The organism is Aquimarina megaterium XH134 (assembly GCF_000520975.1).
Lineage (GTDB): Bacteria > Bacteroidota > Bacteroidia > Flavobacteriales > Flavobacteriaceae > Aquimarina > Aquimarina megaterium.
In genome coordinates, this window is the sequence record NZ_JACB01000003.1 from 140,324 (window position 1) to 156,805 (window position 16,482).

The window sequence follows — 16,482 nt, forward strand, 5'->3', positions numbered from 1 at the left end:
ATACGTTTATGGTGTAGATTGTTTAATACTGCAAAAGTGCATTAAAATTTATAATTATGAAATAGCAGATAACCTATTTATTGATGATGACAGATAATAATAAAGACCCATTAGAATTCAAAAATGTAATGAGCCTTTATTATCGAAATTTTAATACCTACACATTGATTAATCTGGTAAGCGGTCACGATCAGATTTTTTACGATTAAATCGGTATGTGAGCGTTGCAGTAACCCTTCTACCACTTCTAATAGTAGAGGAAACCAAATTGTAGTTTTGTCCTGTAACTGTAGATTTATCAATTCTCGAATCAAAAATATTATTTGCATTAAGTGTTAGAGAGACTTTATCTTTAAACAGGTCTTTACTAATCCCAAAATTTGCCCAATACTGTGATTTGATAAGCCTTTGTCCGCTATTACTTTTTCCTTGGTAGGTAAAATTTGTTTGTATAGAAAACCCTTTTGAAAACTTCATTCTAGAATTTACTCGTGTAGACCATTTTGTGTCTTCGGTATCATAATTGATATTTTCATGAGTTCCTTCTTGTGTAAAAGTATAATAATTAAATTCACCAGATAAACGCCACCATTTAAATGGGTTGTATGTCGTTGCCAACTCAAACCCAAGACGTTTTTCGCGAGATAAATTTACTGGTGTTGTTATAAAACCACCTTCAGCAGTAGGTGAGGTAATAAATTGAAAGAAATCGGTATGATATTGATAGTAGATTGATGGGTTGAGTGTTATTTTGGTCCACCTTTTTAATAGTGCAAGTTCAAGAATATTAGCATATGCAGGATTTAAATCAGGGTTTCCTGCAAAGAGATCTCTGGGGTCAGAAAGTCCTCCAAAAGGATTTAATTGCCAAAATCTAGGCCTGTTAATTCTTCTGCTATAACTTAATTGAAGATTGGTTCTTTCTGTAAAATTATAGGTAAGATGGGTGGTAGGAAATATATCTGTGTATTTTTTGGTATTGCTAAAAAGTGCTTCACGATCACTAATACCAATATCAGAATGTTCTAATCTAACTCCAAGAAGGTAATTAAACTTTTTTCTATTGTTACCATATTGCATATATGCTCCATAAATACGCTCGTCATAGTCCAAACGATTGTCAAAACCTTCTAATATTTGATCGTCTATCCATGCGGTATAGTCACTGGTAATTCTCCTGATTTCTGCCCTAAGACCTGTTTCTAATCTTGATTTTTCGGTTAATGGCGATATGAAGTCAGATAATATGAGCAAATCTTTACTACTTTCTACGTCTCGGGTTCTTATTCTTGATAAATTTCCTTCAGTTGGAAAAATACGTTGTTGAGTAATCATTTCATTTTCATCATCATTCCAAAAATCATACTGAACATTAGCTGTGAATTTTTGTCCCTTTTTATCAAATGTCTTTACATAATTGATCTCCAGTTGATTAAAATTTTGAGGCTCTTTATAATCCTCTTTTCGAGACAGTATACTATCTGTTTCTTTATTGGTATTTAGATAGGTGTATATGAAATCGGTTTCATCTGTATTTTTTAATTTGTTATGATAAAAGCTTGCTGTAAGTGTATTTTTATCATTAATGTAATAATCCCCACCAAAATAAATATTGTAATGGTCGTCATTTCTCTTGGTGTCTGCGTTAAGATTTACACTATTAGTTATAGGACCTATTTGAGTCGTTTGTGTTTGTTGTTCTTCTCCAAAAAAATTAGCATATCTGTACCCTAGGTTAGCGAATACATTAATTTTTTCTGTTTTATAGTTTAGATTAACATTAGCATTATGGTTTGCAGGAATTCCTGAAGTAAACTGTAAAGAACCTCCAAAACCAGAACGTTTATTCTTTTTAAGAATAATATTAATAATACCTGCTGCACCTTCAGATTCATATCTAGCTGAAGGATTAGTAATCACTTCTACTTTTTCAATATTTTCTGCTGGGATTTGTTCAAGCCCATTGTTTGCAGTAAGTACAGATGGTTTGCCGTTAATTAATATTCTAACACTTGGATTCCCTCTAAGGCTAACACCTCCAGCGGCATCTACACTTACAGAAGGTACGTTGTCTAATACATCACTTATTGTTCCTCCCTTATGAATAAGATCTTTTCCTACATTAAATACCTTTTTATCCAATTTATACTCTACAGTAGTTTTTTCTGATACTATTGTTACTTCTGCCAATTGCTCATTATCTTCTTCGAGCTCTATAGTATTAAGAGTATGATCTGCATCGATGGTTATATTATTTATGTGATAGGATTTAAAAGAGATATATTCTACTTTGATATGGTATTTCCCAGGAGAAACTTCTATCGCAAAGCTTCCTTCTGCATTGGTGATTCCGCCAGTGATAGTTTTTTGATCTGTAGCGTTTATAATTGTTATTGTTGCAAATTCTAAGGGTTGTTTATATACTTTTTCTATTATCTTACCGCTAAGCGTTAGTTGTTTTGACATTTGGGCTTGTAATGACATAAAACCACTTAACAAGCATATAAATGCTATTTTTTTCATTCTGATTCGTTTTTTGATTCTTGCCAAAAGTGCTTGTTTTGTTGATACCGATTTTGAGTTATCGACAAACACTATCAAGAAATCGTCAAATGATGAAAAACATATACTCAGTATATATTCGTCTTTTATTTTACCTGATTCAGGTGGTTTTTTTAAGGATTGGTCTACTTCAGTACTTTAGACTCATAACAAGACATATTTTTGTTTAAATATATTTTCTGAAATAAGGAATTAAATGAATTTTTTAAACCCTTATATGTATATAGAATAATCAAAATAAATAGTAATGATATGTTTGACAAACGATTAATTGTTTTAAGTTTTTTGCTTTTAATTTGGAATAATACTTATGCTCAAGATTCCTTTGAGCAACCCAAAAACCTTGCTAAAGCGATGATAGAAAAATTGATGGATTTACCAAATACACCTCCAGGAATGTCAATTGCAATAAGTCAGAAAGGAAAAATTATTTTTGCTGAAGGATTTGGGTATGCGAATCTGGAAACAAAAAGACGGGTAACACCAAATACTCAATTTAGAGCAGCATCAGTATCTAAAGTTATAGCAGCAACTTCGTTAGCCAAATTAATTCAAGACAAAAAAATAGATTTGGATGAACCTGTATATTCCTATGTACCCATGTTTCCAAAGAAAAAATATTCGTTTAGTACAAGACAACTTGCTGGACATATTGCAGGTATTCCCCATTACTCATATAAAGATAAAATTGAACAACGTTTTTATAAATCTGTAGAAGAAGCATTAGGTGTATTTGCCCATATAGAACTTTTACATGAACCAGGTTCAGAATATCAATACAGTACACATGGATACACTTTATTATCTAAGGTAATTGAAGGAGCATCGAATCAAAACTTTCTTGATTATCTAAATAATAAGGTATTGAAACCTTTATCTATGCAAGCAACTCAGCCCGATTTTCGATCCAATCCATCTATTGAAATGACAGAGTTATATGATTTTTATAAAGAAGGAATGAATAAAGGACTTCCAGTAAAGATCAGTAATCCAGAAGACCCTAGTTATAAATGGGCAGGAGGAGGAATGGTTTCTACTCCAACTGATTTAACCAAAATGGGCGATTCCTATATAAATGGATTTATAAAACCAAGTATTGTTAAAACAATGTTTGAAAGTCAAAAACTAAGTTCAGGTAAAAAAACAGGAGTGGGGATAGGATGGCGTGAAAATTGGGATATAGATGGACGGCGAATTCATGAACATGCAGGCTCGATGGGAGGAACTCGAAGTGTAATTAGTATTTTTCCAGATGAAAAACTTACAATTTCTATCATGGCAAATGCCCAAAAAATATGGGCTATTGAAGAAACTGCACATATGATTGCTTTACTTTTTTTGACTCCATCCACTCCAATTACTCAACCTAAAGGAAAAGCAGAAGTTATTCTTAAAGTCAGAAATAAAGGAAAAGAAATTGGTAAAAAAGGCATTCTCATTCTTGACGGTGAAAATGACAGGCTTATTATTGAACCAAATACAGGCAACATGAAAATATACCCTCTTATTTATTTACAAATAAAAAATAAATACGCACTAATACATCCTCATGGAATTTTAAATACAACAATTGATTTTAATAACAATACCATTTCTGGAAAAACCATGTATTATAGGAGTCCAGGACTTGTAAAACCGTCACAGGGTTTACCATTACTTAGATTTTCTGGTTCTTTTACAAGCGAAAACTAATCTTTTTTAATTATAACAAAAACTATAGTATAACCTCTTAAACGAGATATTAAACTTTAGTAGAATAATATGTATAATTACTTAATGAACAAATAGATGGAAACCAAACCAATTTTTCTACTTATCATAGTTCTAATTTTTACTTCTTTTGAAAATCAAATAGAGGACTATGTCTGCAAACCTTGTGAGTTATCCTGTGATGAATTAACTTTTTCTAAACCGGGAATTTGCCCACATTGTAAAATGAAACTCATAAAGAAAAGCGATCTAGAAAAAAAGCTGGTTTTGAATGAAATCAACATTCAAAACGGCTCAGGAGAATTTCTTATTGATGGAGGAAATCAAAATAAAGACAAGACTATAAAAGTGTTTTATCATAAACCAAAAAATTATCAACCAGAATCACAAATCTTGATTGTTGTTCCGGGAGCAGGAAGAAATGGTGATAGTTATAGAGATGCCTGGATTTCGGCTTCAGAAAAATATGGGATTCTTATTCTTTCACCAATGTATTCTGAAAAAGAATTTGGATTCGGTGCTTATCATATGTGTGGATTGATGTATGATTTGAATCTAAAGAATAATATAGAGTATGTAAAAAACTCTAATATTGTAAAACTAAAAGAGGATGGCTTTACTTTTAAAGTAAATTCTAATCCCGAAAAATGGATTTTTAATGATTTCGACAGGATATTTGATCTTGTTGTTGATGCTCTAGGTGCAACCCAAACACAATATGATCTTTTTGGGCATTCTGCAGGTGGTCAAATTTTACATCGTATGGCAATCTTTCAGCAAAATTCTAAAGCTAACAGGATTTTAGCATCTAATTCTGGTTTTTATACGTTGCCAGATTTTGAATCAGAACTTCCTTTTGGAATAAAAAACACAAAACTTACAGAGCAAGATTTGAAATCTTCGTTTAGAAAAAAATTAATTTTATGTATTGGAGAATTAGATAATGAACACGAAAAGGGAGGTACGTTGTTGAGATCTGTGTCTGCTGATAAACAAGGAAAACATAGATTAGAAAGAGGAAAATTCTTTTTTAATGAGGCAAAAACAAAAGCGAAGAAAATGAATCTTGAATTTAATTGGGAATTGAAAATAACACCTAATATTGGTCATAATCATCGAAAAATGGGAGCATCTGCCGCCGAATTTCTATATAAAAAACAGTAAAACCTATAGTAAAGAATCTCCTCAAAAAAGTAGTACTTTGGAATAAAATAAATAATTTCTTTTTTGAGAAAGAATCATACATAACAGCATATTTAGATTATGGATTTTAAAAAAGTAAAAAAAGATTTTAAACAGTCAAAATTATCTTTTCATATTATATTTTGGTTGGTTGTTTTATTATTTTTTATGGTTAGAGATGATTTTGAAGAAAATCATACAATGGTAGCTTCTTTGGTGTATAAGATTTGTATTATGATTCCTCAGGTATTGGCTTCTTATTCTTTAGCATACGTTTTGGTTCCCAAATTTATTTATACAAAAAGATATGTGAGTTTTACTGTTCTAATTATCCTTAGTGCCTACATATTTAGTGCATTAAGTAGAGTATTGATAGTTCATGTGGCAGAACCTTTGGTAAGAATACCACCATTTACTCAAGAATCAATAGCAGAGATTTTTCTGGATCCAAAATTCTTAATGGCTCATTATTTTCCTAGTATTTATATAGCTGCGTTAATTTTCCTGGCAGTTCGGTTTATAGTTGATATTTCTAAAGTGAAACAACAAAATTTGTTATTAGAAAAAGAGAAAGTGGGAGCAGAGTTAAAAATGCTTAAGACCCAATTACACCCTCATTTTCTATTTAATACACTTAATAATATCTATATGTTGTCTTTGGAGAATTCTCCAAAAACTCCAGAATCAATAAGTAAGTTATCAGAGATATTAGATTATGTACTATATAGATGTAATACTAAATTTGTTTCAGTTACAAACGAAATTTCTTTTTTAGAAAATTATATTGCTCTCGAAAAACTACGATATGATGATCGTTTACAAGTAACATTTAATACATCATTAGAGAAGGATATTGAAATAGCCCCGCTTATATTACTTCCATTAGTAGAAAATGCCTTTAAGCACGGAGCAGGAGAGGACAGCGGATCTCCAAAAATTGATATCTCTATTCGTTATCAAAACACTATTTTTACCTTTGTAGTCGCTAATTCTATTGCAAATGCTATACAAGAGGGAGTTAAGGAATCTATCGGACTTAATAATATCACTCAACAATTGGATTTGATTTATCCTCATGGTTATGTCCTTAATATAGATGAAAAAGAAGATGTATTTACTGTAACACTAGAAATTGAAATATGAATACAAGTACAACAAAGACAAGGTGTTTGATTGTAGATGATGAACCTTTAGCCACAAGACTTATAGAAAAGCATATTTCTCAAATAGAATCTTTAGAAGTAGTGGCTTCTTGTAATAATGCATTAAAAGCATTTGAAATTCTTAATAATGAAACCATTGATTTACTTTTTTTGGATGTAAAGATGCCTTCGGTTACAGGGATAGATCTTTTAAAAACGATAAAACATCCTCCTAGCACTATCTTAACAACGGCTTATAGGGATTATGCATTAGAAGGCTATGATCTGGATATAGTAGATTATATTTTGAAACCTGTAACTTTTGATCGGTTTTTTAAAGCGGTAGAACGTTATTTCAGAATAAAAAATGGAATTCAGAGAGACGCAGAAGCGCCTGCTAATGCGTTAACAAGTGAAAATCCCTATATTGTTATCAAATCAGGTAATAAACATCACAAAATACATTTAAATACCATTTTATACATTGAAAGTCTAAAAGATTATATAAAAATACATACCAATAAGAAATGTATTGTGGCGAAGTATAAAATCGGTGATATAGAGCTCGAATTAGCAGATAAAGAATTCTTAAGAACACACCGATCTTATATTATTAATCTAAAAAAAGTAACAGCTTTTACAACAAATGATATTGATATCGATACTGTAGAAATTCCTATAGGTGTTAGTTACAGAGATAAGGTATTTCCTTTCCTCGAGAAAATATAAACACTCTCTTCATTCACATATTAAAATTGCAGCTTATATGTATTATTGAATGGGAACCCAGATTTCTTCTTCAGATTTTGGATGATGCGGGCCATGATATTTATCTCCCATAATGGCAAAATGATTTCTTTGATCTAATTCATACCCAGAATTAGGAAGCCATTTTCCGTGTATATAATTCATTGTCTTGTTAAAAGTGTCTACAGGGCCTTTGTGAATAAATATAGCATATTTACCACCAGGTAGTACATAAGAGGTCATACCTTCTGGAATATGATCAAAATCTGTGACTTCAACGGCAGCCCATTTTTCGAATACCACATCTTCTGTAAAAGTATCAAAAGTGATGTCTTCATCAAAAGTCTGTACAGAATAATACCCTGTGTTTTTATTGTTTTTAATTTCAAATCTTCTGGGCATAAATTGTCGCCACATTTGTGAAGTTGTATCATTTGCTAGAGAGGTCTTTATTCGCATCCCTATTAATTTTCTGTCTGTAATCGTAATAATTTTTGGCTCCATAGAAACAAAATCGTTTTGTAGTGTATTGATATCTGTTGGTGATAAAGTATATCGTTCAAAAGCTACAAATCGATGCCCTTTTTTTCGATACTTTCCAGGACTTGTCTTAAAAACAGATTGAAAAGCTCGTGTATATGCTTGTTGAGAATCAAACTGATAACGTTCTGCAATAGCTACAATAGGTTGTTGAGTAAGAATTAACTCATGTGCAGACTCAGATACCCTTCGTTTTCTTACATAGTTTACTACTGTTTCTCCTGTAACTGCTGCAAAAAGACGAATGAAATGATATTTAGAATAACACGCTTCCTGTGCAATACGATCTAGTGTAAGCACATTCTTCAGGTTACCCTCAATAAAAGTAATAGCTTTAGAAATCCTAAGCTGATATGAATCTTTTATGTTTTCAGACATAATTTGCTTTTTGAACACTACAATAGTACATCTAAAACCCGATTATTTTTTGACCGGTATTGCGAAAGTATACGTTCAGAAAAAACAAACCAAAATATTATATACTGTATAGCTCAAAACACAAGGCTTGTCTGGCAATTTGAAAATATTTTACACTACTACTAAGTAGTCCCTTGTCTTTATAGGGGCAAAATTATCTGGTTAATTAAAAGTCACTTAACTAACTTAATTGAGGTTTAAATTTACCTTTACTTTTTCTTATCCTCACAGCGACAACCTTGTATTCTGGACACATTGCCTCTGAATCATGAATGTCCCCAGTTAAATTATTAATCATAATTTCTGGAAAATGAAAAGTAGTACTTAAAACACCCTTTTTTACTTCGTCTGTAATTCTGGCTTTTACATCTACCTTTCCTCGGGGAGATTCCAGACAAACATAATCACCTTCATTTACCAAGTTTTCCTGGGCATCCTCGGGATGAATCATCAAATAATCATCTGATAATATCTGTTCATTTGATGTTCTGCGTGTCATTGCACCACAATTATAGTGCTCTAATTCTCTATTTGTTGTCAAAATATACGGGTAATCTTTGGCATGCGAAATTAATTCTTTGGTTTCTTCCCAAGGATTAAATTCAAAGTACCCTTTTCCTCGTTTAAAATCAGTTTTATGAAGAATCTGGGTGTCTGTGCCATCTTTGGCAACTGGCCATTGCAATCCATTTTCACCTAATCGATCCCATTTAATTCCGGCAAAGAAAGGAACGATTTGAGATATTTCTTCCAGCATTCCATCAGGTGTATAATCTGGTTGTGCATATCCCATTTTATTCATGATATCTACAATGATTTGTCCATCAGGCTTAGAACCTTCAATAGGATCAACAACTTTGTGTACTGCTTGCACACGTCGCTCTCCATTAGTAAAGGTTCCGCTTTTCTCTAAGAACGATGCTCCTGGTAATATAACATCTGCATATTTTGCAGTTTCTGTCATGAATAATTCCTGTACAATTACTAAGTCTGTAGCTTGAAGTGCTCTAATAACTTTTTGAGTATTTGGATCAGTTTGCACTACATCTTCTCCGATAATCCAAATAGCTTTGAGATTACCTTTTAGAGCGGCATCAAACATTTCTGGGATTTTATACCCAATATTTTTAGGCACATTAACACCGTAAAATTCATTATATGTTTTATTAACCTGATCATTTGTAACATCCAGATATCCTGCTCCCTGATGTGGTTGTACCCCCATATCTGCAGAACCTTGAACATTATTTTGACCACGTAAAGGGTTTACACCAACACCACGTCTACCAATGTTTCCTGTAAGTAAAGCCAAATCAGCAATTTGCATTACAGTAAATGTTCCTTGAGAATGTTCTGTTACCCCTAATCCATGAAAAGACATAGCATTTGGAGCAGATGCATATGCAATAGCTGCTTCACGCACCTGGTTACGATCTACACCAGAAACGGCTTCTAGTTTGTCTATATTTATAGCAAGAATTTCTTTTTTATAATCTTCGAACCCTTCAGTCCTGCTTTCGATAAAAGAAGTGTCTGCTAATCCTTCGGTGATGATATAATACATCATCATATTAAGAACAGCTACATTAGTTCCTGGTCGTAATGCTAAGTGATGTGTTGCATATTTAGCCAATTCGGTACGTCTTGGATCAATAACAATAGATACATTGTCACTTTTCATGGCAAATTGCTTTAATTTGGCACCTGTAACGGGGTGTGCATCGGTTGGGTTGGCCCCAATAACCATAATACAATTTGTATCTTTTAAATCATCGATAGAATTTGTAGCAGCACCAGTACCAAAAGTACGTTGCATCCCTAAGGCAGTAGGAGAGTGGCATACCCGTGCACAACCATCAATATTATTGGTTTGGATTACAGCTCTAAAGAATTTTTGCATTAAATAATTCTCCTCATTGGTACATCGTGAAGAAGAAATCCCTGCCATAGAATCAGACCCAAATTCATTTTTATAAGCAGTTAACTTTGAAGCTATATAGTCATATACTTCATCCCAGCTAACCTTTTCAAATGTTCCATTTCTTTTAATCATAGGAGAGTTTAAGCGCTCTGGGTGATCATAGAACTTAAATGCATACCTACCTTTTAGACAAGTATGCCCTTGATTTACCTCAGCATCATAAGGAGCTTGTATGCTTAAAATTTCTCCATTACTCGTAGCGACTTCAAGGTTACATCCCACACCACAATAGGTACAAATAGTTCTTGTTGTATCGGTTGCTTTAATAGCTTTTGACTGAAAAACATCTGAAATAGCAGAAGTTGGACATGCTTGAGAACAAGCACCACAGCTTACACAATCAGAATCCATAAAAGATTGATCTAGCCCTTTGATAATTGAAGAATCAAAACCGCGACCAGACATGCTCAATACAAATTGTCCTTGTACTTCATCGCAGGCACGTACGCATCGATAACAATTAATACATTTAGACAAATCTGAAGTCATATATGGATGACTTAAATCTTTTGTTTTATAAAGGTGATTATCTCCTTCGGGATATCGTACTTCTCTAATTCCTACCTGAGCCGCAACTGTTTGTAATTCACAATTTCCATTTACTTCACAAGTCAAGCAATCAAGAGGGTGATCGGTGAGTACCAGCTCAACGATATTTTTTCGTAATTCTTTTACTGATTCAGAATTTGTGTATATATATTGTCCTTCTACTACAGGAGTATGACAAGAAGCCATAGTCTTAACGGCTCCATTCTCTTCTAATGCTACTTCTACACTACACACACGGCAAGAACCAAAAGGATCTAAGTTGGGTGCGTCGCATAAAGTGGGAACAAGATTTCTTTCCTTATACCTCCTTATAAAGGTGAGCATGGTTTCTCCTTCAACTATTTCAAAAGCCTGATTATCTATATATGCTGTTTTCATGGTATCAAATATTTAGTTGAAGTACATTTTCAATTCATCTTCAAAATAATGTAATGTGTTTCGGATAGGTAACGGAATACCTCCTCCGTGTGCACATAATGACCCTTGTTCGAGGGTTGTTAAAAGGTCTGTGAACAGTTTTTGATCTATTTTATGGCCAGCATGTAGCGCTTTGGTAGAAAGTTCATGTCCTCGTTTCGTTCCTAACCTACAAGGAAAGCATTTTCCACAGCTTTCATAAGCAGCAAAATCAAATAAATGTTCAATAAATTTCATCATTGGAAAGCTAGAAGGAATACAAATAATAGATGCATGACCCAGTAAGAAACCTTCTTTTGAAAAAGATTCAAAATCTATTGTTAAATCATTAATTTTTGAAACAGGTACCACTCCACCAAGAGGGCCACCAATCTGAAGCGCCTTTACTTCGGATTTAAATCCACCTCCCAGATCATTAATAACAACAGAAAGAGGCGTTCCCATTTCTACTTCATATAGACCAGGTTTGTTAAAAAAGCTATCTAAAGATACTAGTTTTGTTCCAGAAGATCGCTCGGTTCCGATTTGTTTCCAGGTACTTCCTCCATTGCTAATGATATAATGTAAGGCTGCCAATGTTTCCACATTATTGACCACGGTTGGCTTATTAAATAGACCTTTTTGAGCAGGATACGGTGGACGAACACGAACTTCTGGTCGTTGTCCTTCTATTGAATTTATAAGAGCGGTTTCTTCTCCGCAAATGTATGATCCTTGTGCTTGTATAATTTTAAAATCAAAGCTAAACCCACTATCATTAATATTATTACCTATCAATCCCTCATTTCGAAGATCATCAATAGCATCTTGTACAATTTTTACCGCTTCAGGATATTCTGCACGGATATATACAATCCCATAACTTGCATGTGTAACATATCCAGAAATAAGCATTCCGAATAGTACCGAATGCGGTCTGTGTTCTAGTAAATATCGATCTGAAAAAGCTCCAGGATCTCCTTCATCTGCATTGCAAATAATGAATTTTGTAGTGTTTTCTACATTTCTGCAAAACTCTAACTTTAACCCCATCGGGAAACCAGCACCACCACGACCTCGAACATTTGAGGTTTTAATTTCTTCTAGTATTTCTTCAGAATCCTTTTGTAGTGCGCCTATAAACGGTTTGTAAAAATCAGCAATAGTAGTAAATGACTCAGTAAGTACTGCTTTTCCACTAGCTTTCACGTTATAGCTATCTTGATTTAGTTCATTTTTTGAGTTAATAATAATATCAAGATTTTGAAGCGCATCACCAGAGTAATTTTTTCCGTTATAATGAAAAGCGTTATTTTCATGACATCTTCCCAGACAAGTCATATGTCCGATTTCTTCTTCTTTAAAATGATTTTTAAGTGTTTTATTTACAGTGTCTTGTGTGCCGGCACAAACACATGCGGTTCCATTACATACATATACTTTTTTGCCTTTGTTTTCAGGTTTCAAAAAGTCATAAAAACTGGCCGTACCGAATGCATTGGCTTTTCCAATTAAAAAATCATCAGCCAATATTGCTAATTCTTCATCACTTGGAGCCCCTGTAGGTTTTGCCAGCTCTCCCATTTTATTGAAGAGGCTTTGATCTACTTTTTTTCTACCTAATAATTCACTTAAATTATCTGACATATATTTTTTTTAACTTGCTTTTATATCGATGTTTCGAAATCCTTTATTTGTTTTGGTTCGATGAGGATTAGAGTAGCAGGTTGCTCTATGATTACGACAAAACGCTAACAATGTGATTCCTAGTTCTTTAGAGTAATCTACTGCTAAAGAAGATGGAGCAGAAACAGCTGCTAAAAACGGAATTTTTGCTTTAAAACATTTAACAACAATTTCATAAGAAACACGTCCGCTTACAGTAATTATTTTTGCCTGATCCAATTTGCGCATCAAAATTAGTTTACCAATAACTTTATCTACGGCATTATGACGACCAATATCTTCCATCGAGCATAGCAATTCTCCGGTAATAGTAAACGCTGCTGCTGCATGTGCACCACCAGATTGATTGAAATTATGTTGTAAGGCACTCATTTTTATAAATAATTGATGAATAAGATCAACATCGATTATTTCGGTATCATCAATGGTTTTTCCTAGGAAGGATAAATCTCCAAGTTCTGTTCGGCCACAAATACCACAAGAAGAGACAGATAATAAACTTCTACTGTTAGCATATCCATCACCTAATTCTTCTTTAGGAATAGTGAGATTTACCACAGTTACTATACCATCATCATTTTCTTTTTTTAAAACGATATCGGGAAGAAAATTTTTATTTTTAATGATATCTTCAGAATGAAGCATGCCACGAATTAAGCTAATATCTTCTCCCGGAGTCCTCATAGACACCGTAAAAGGTTTATCGTTGATATTTATTTGCAATGCTTCTTCAATAGTAAGTGAATCTAATGTTTTATTCACTGAATCTACTTCATATTTCTTGCCTTCATAATTTCTAATTGCCATAACGAACTATTAATTAATAAAGAGCTATTTACACAAAGTTAATAGAAATAATTGTATTACGTTAAACATTAACTATAATGTAAAAGGGCGTATTTATTACTATTGACTTCTAAAATAACCCAGTAATATTACCATCATTATCAATATTGATGTTTTCTGATGCCGGATGTGCAGGAAGACCAGGCATTCTCATCATATCTCCTGTAATTGGTACTAAGAATCCTGCACCTGCAGCAATTTCTATTTCTCTAATCGTTATTGTGAAATTTTTAGGACGACCAATTAATTTCGGATTATCGGATAATGATTTTTGAGTTTTGGCAATACAAACAGGAAGATTTTCTAGTCCTAATGCTTCAATTGTTTTTAGATTTTTCTTTGCTTTTGCAGTATAATCAACACGATTTGCACCATATATTTTTGTAGCAATGGTTTCGATCTTAGTAGTTACATCTGTTTCCCAATTGTATAAAGGAGTAAAGTTTGATTCACCCGACTCTACAATCTCTATAACATGTTTTGCAAGTTCTAGAGCGCCTTTACCTCCTTTGGCCCAAACTTCGGCTAAAGCAACTCTCACGTTATTGTTTTTTGCAAACTCTTGAATAGCTGCAATTTCTTCATCACTGTCTGATACAAATCTATTAATAGCAATAACAGGAGTGATTCCAAACTGCTTTACATTTTCTAAGTGTTTTTCAAGATTTGGTATTCCGTTTTTCAAAGCTTCTACATTAGGATCGGTCAATGATTTTAAATCCGCTCCTCCATGATATTTTAATGCTCGTATTGTAGTAGTGATTACAATTGCTTTTGGTGATATTCCTGCGCTTTGACATTTAATATCTAAAAATTTCTCTGCACCTAAATCGGCACCAAAACCTGCCTCGGTTACGGTGTAATCAGAAAGTGACATTCCCATTCGCGTAGCAATTACAGAGTTGGTACCTTGTGCTATATTTGCAAAGGGGCCGCCATGAATAATTGCAGGATTACCTTCTATAGTTTGCACCAGATTTGGTTTAACAGCATCTTTAAGAAGTGCTGCCATGGCTCCTTCTACTTTTAAATCCTTGGCATAGATTGGTTTTTTACCAAAAGTATAGCCAATAAAGATGTTTCCTAATCGTTGTTTTAGATTTTCTAAATCATCAGCAAGACATAGGATTGCCATTATTTCTGATGCAGCTGTGATATCAAAACCTGTTTCTCTTGGTACACCAGAAGTTGTTCCTCCCAGGCCAACAACAATATGTCGAAGGGCTCTGTCGTTCATATCCATTACTCTTTTCCAGGTAACTGTTCTGGCATCTATCCCTAATGAATTCGTTTTGCTTTGAATATTATTATCAATAACAGCAGAGAGTAAATTATGTGCTTTTTCAATAGCAGAAAAATCACCTGTAAAATGCAAGTTAATATCTTCCATAGGAAGTACTTGTGAATAACCACCTCCTGTTGCTCCACCTTTAATTCCGAAAACTGGACCTAATGATGGTTCTCTTAAAACCACTGTGGTTTGTTTTCCAAGTTGATTTAATCCTTCAGACAACCCAATAGACATTGTCGTTTTTCCTTCACCTGCAGGTGTTGGAGAAATAGCAGTAACAAGAATTAAGTTACTTTTGTTAGCCTTATCTTTATCAATAACAGAATGTGGTAATTTAGCTTTATGCTTACCATACATTTCAATATCGTCTGAGTTTAATCCCAGTTTTTCGGCAATAGTACTTATGTGTTTAAGTTGTATCTGTTTTGCTATTTCTAAATCATTCATGTGAAAATCATTTTTTTAGGAGTATAATATTAATTAAATTATTTTGATTCTAATATTATACTTGTGAAAAACATCTTCAAATAATACTAATTTGTGTTGATTATAATTAAGAATAAGAATGGATTCTAAGCCGGATTATTTAGAAGTATAATTGCTTATAAATTTGATTGTTTTAGCAATGAATGTTCTTTTATTTTACATTCATTCTTTTGATATCAAAGAAGCCTGCAATCGCAAAAACAAGAAAATATCCCAAACTATACCATGTTACAGTAGGGAACCACCAGAAGAGATTTAGATCAGAAGTTTTTTCGTCTAATGGGTTCATGCTTATCATAGAATAGGAATACGGAAAATAAATAGATTCTGGTGCTCTTGCAGCGATTAAACCTACAATTACTAATACCATACCAACACCTAAAGGAATAATAAAATTTTTAAATCGAAAACTTAACCAGAATTGAATGGCTAGAATACCTAAAACAGAAACAAAAGAGCGAAATAGTATTTTTATATGAAATACATATTCTGGAGAAAATTCTGAAAAATTTAATTGTGGACGCATGCCACCTAATAAATTTCCATTTAGTAAAATTAAACCATAATACATAGCATATGTAGCAAATACAGCAGCAATAATTATGCTTAGTTTACCAAAATAAACACTCCATTTTGGGATTGGTAAAGCAAACAAATGTTTAATAGCTGTAGCTTTATGTTCAATCTGAATAATTAGACTTGTAATAAGGACAATAAATAAAGGAACCAATGCAGGAAGGCTGTTCACAATTTGCTCATTTGCGAATTTATTCCAGGGGTTAACTCCTTCGGCGGGAATCAGTTTTTCCCACTTTACGATATAAACTATAAAAAATAATAAGGGAATTAATAATGCACAAATAGCTGTTAGCCATAAGGCAAACGTATGTTTTAATTTTAGTGTTTCGTTTCTTAAGCTATTGAAATAGAATGCTGTAGTTGTCATT

11 protein-coding genes are annotated in these 16,482 nt (G+C 33.0%); 4 read left to right on the top strand and 7 right to left on the bottom strand.

The window, feature by feature from the left end:
• Positions 1-168: 168 nt before the first annotated feature.
• Positions 169-2,523 carry an outer membrane beta-barrel family protein gene (locus Z053_RS0103455; protein ID WP_025663639.1) on the bottom strand — a complete coding sequence of 785 codons (2,355 nt, stop codon included), beginning with the start codon at positions 2,521-2,523 and terminating at the stop codon, positions 169-171.
• 291 nt (positions 2,524-2,814) lie between these two features.
• On the opposite strand from Z053_RS0103455, the gene Z053_RS0103460 reads away from it, so the two are divergent.
• The 4 genes from Z053_RS0103460 (at position 2,815) to Z053_RS0103475 (ending at position 7,325) form a co-directional block, all read left to right on the top strand.
• On the top strand, positions 2,815-4,254 hold the full coding sequence (locus Z053_RS0103460) for a serine hydrolase domain-containing protein (RefSeq protein WP_025663640.1): 1,440 nt from the start codon (positions 2,815-2,817) through the stop codon (positions 4,252-4,254).
• A 96-nt stretch (positions 4,255-4,350) separates the two neighbouring features.
• Positions 4,351-5,436 carry a hypothetical protein gene (locus Z053_RS0103465; protein WP_206539204.1) on the top strand — a complete coding sequence of 362 codons (1,086 nt, stop codon included), beginning with the start codon at positions 4,351-4,353 and terminating at the stop codon, positions 5,434-5,436.
• A gap of 99 nt (positions 5,437-5,535) precedes the next feature.
• Positions 5,536-6,597, top strand: a complete 1,062-nt coding sequence (locus Z053_RS0103470) for a sensor histidine kinase (protein ID WP_025663642.1) — start codon at positions 5,536-5,538, stop codon at positions 6,595-6,597.
• Complete coding sequence (locus tag Z053_RS0103475; protein WP_025663643.1) at positions 6,594-7,325, top strand: LytR/AlgR family response regulator transcription factor; 732 nt, start codon at positions 6,594-6,596, stop codon at positions 7,323-7,325. The genes Z053_RS0103470 and Z053_RS0103475 overlap by 4 nt, the downstream gene beginning before the upstream one ends.
• A 42-nt stretch (positions 7,326-7,367) precedes the next feature.
• Here Z053_RS0103475 and Z053_RS30650 read toward each other — a convergent pair whose 3' ends face one another.
• From Z053_RS30650 to Z053_RS0103505, 6 genes are all read right to left on the bottom strand, one after another.
• The gene (locus tag Z053_RS30650) at positions 7,368-8,261 is read right to left on the bottom strand and encodes an AraC family transcriptional regulator (RefSeq protein WP_081748206.1); all 894 of its coding nucleotides are present in this window, start codon (positions 8,259-8,261) and stop codon (positions 7,368-7,370) included.
• 220 nt (positions 8,262-8,481) lie between these two features.
• The gene (gene fdhF / locus Z053_RS0103485; RefSeq protein ID WP_025663645.1) at positions 8,482-11,208 is read right to left on the bottom strand and encodes a formate dehydrogenase subunit alpha; all 2,727 of its coding nucleotides are present in this window, start codon (positions 11,206-11,208) and stop codon (positions 8,482-8,484) included.
• Positions 11,209-11,220: 12 nt separating this feature from the next.
• The gene (locus Z053_RS0103490; RefSeq protein WP_025663646.1) at positions 11,221-12,873 is read right to left on the bottom strand and encodes an NADH-ubiquinone oxidoreductase-F iron-sulfur binding region domain-containing protein; all 1,653 of its coding nucleotides are present in this window, start codon (positions 12,871-12,873) and stop codon (positions 11,221-11,223) included.
• Positions 12,874-12,882: 9 nt separating this feature from the next.
• Positions 12,883-13,719, bottom strand: coding sequence for a formate dehydrogenase accessory sulfurtransferase FdhD (gene fdhD / locus Z053_RS0103495; protein WP_025663647.1), 837 nt, complete (start codon positions 13,717-13,719; stop codon positions 12,883-12,885).
• A gap of 109 nt (positions 13,720-13,828) precedes the next feature.
• Positions 13,829-15,496 (bottom strand): formate--tetrahydrofolate ligase, encoded by a 1,668-nt coding sequence (locus Z053_RS0103500; RefSeq protein ID WP_025663648.1) that lies wholly within the window; start codon positions 15,494-15,496, stop codon positions 13,829-13,831.
• A gap of 190 nt (positions 15,497-15,686) precedes the next feature.
• Positions 15,687-16,481 carry an ABC transporter permease gene (locus tag Z053_RS0103505; protein WP_025663649.1) on the bottom strand — a complete coding sequence of 265 codons (795 nt, stop codon included), beginning with the start codon at positions 16,479-16,481 and terminating at the stop codon, positions 15,687-15,689.
• Position 16,482: the final 1 nt, after the last annotated feature.

Bases quoted from the DNA above. Each gene is read 5' to 3' on its own strand.
- Z053_RS0103500 (WP_025663648.1), bottom strand. From the start codon at position 15,496: ATGAATGATTTAGAAATAGCAAAACAGATACAACTTAAACACATAAGT.
- Z053_RS0103490 (WP_025663646.1), bottom strand. From the start codon at position 12,873: ATGTCAGATAATTTAAGTGAATTATTAGGTAGAAAAAAAGTAGATCAA.
- fdhF (WP_025663645.1), bottom strand. From the start codon at position 11,208: ATGAAAACAGCATATATAGATAATCAGGCTTTTGAAATAGTTGAAGGA.
- Z053_RS30650 (WP_081748206.1), bottom strand. From the start codon at position 8,261: ATGTCTGAAAACATAAAAGATTCATATCAGCTTAGGATTTCTAAAGCT.
- Z053_RS0103505 (WP_025663649.1), bottom strand. From the start codon at position 16,481: ATGACAACTACAGCATTCTATTTCAATAGCTTAAGAAACGAAACACTA.
- Z053_RS0103465 (WP_206539204.1), top strand. From the start codon at position 4,351: ATGGAAACCAAACCAATTTTTCTACTTATCATAGTTCTAATTTTTACT.
- Z053_RS0103475 (WP_025663643.1), top strand. From the start codon at position 6,594: ATGAATACAAGTACAACAAAGACAAGGTGTTTGATTGTAGATGATGAA.
- Z053_RS0103470 (WP_025663642.1), top strand. From the start codon at position 5,536: ATGGATTTTAAAAAAGTAAAAAAAGATTTTAAACAGTCAAAATTATCT.
- Z053_RS0103455 (WP_025663639.1), bottom strand. From the start codon at position 2,523: ATGAAAAAAATAGCATTTATATGCTTGTTAAGTGGTTTTATGTCATTA.
- fdhD (WP_025663647.1), bottom strand. From the start codon at position 13,719: ATGGCAATTAGAAATTATGAAGGCAAGAAATATGAAGTAGATTCAGTG.
- Z053_RS0103460 (WP_025663640.1), top strand. From the start codon at position 2,815: ATGTTTGACAAACGATTAATTGTTTTAAGTTTTTTGCTTTTAATTTGG.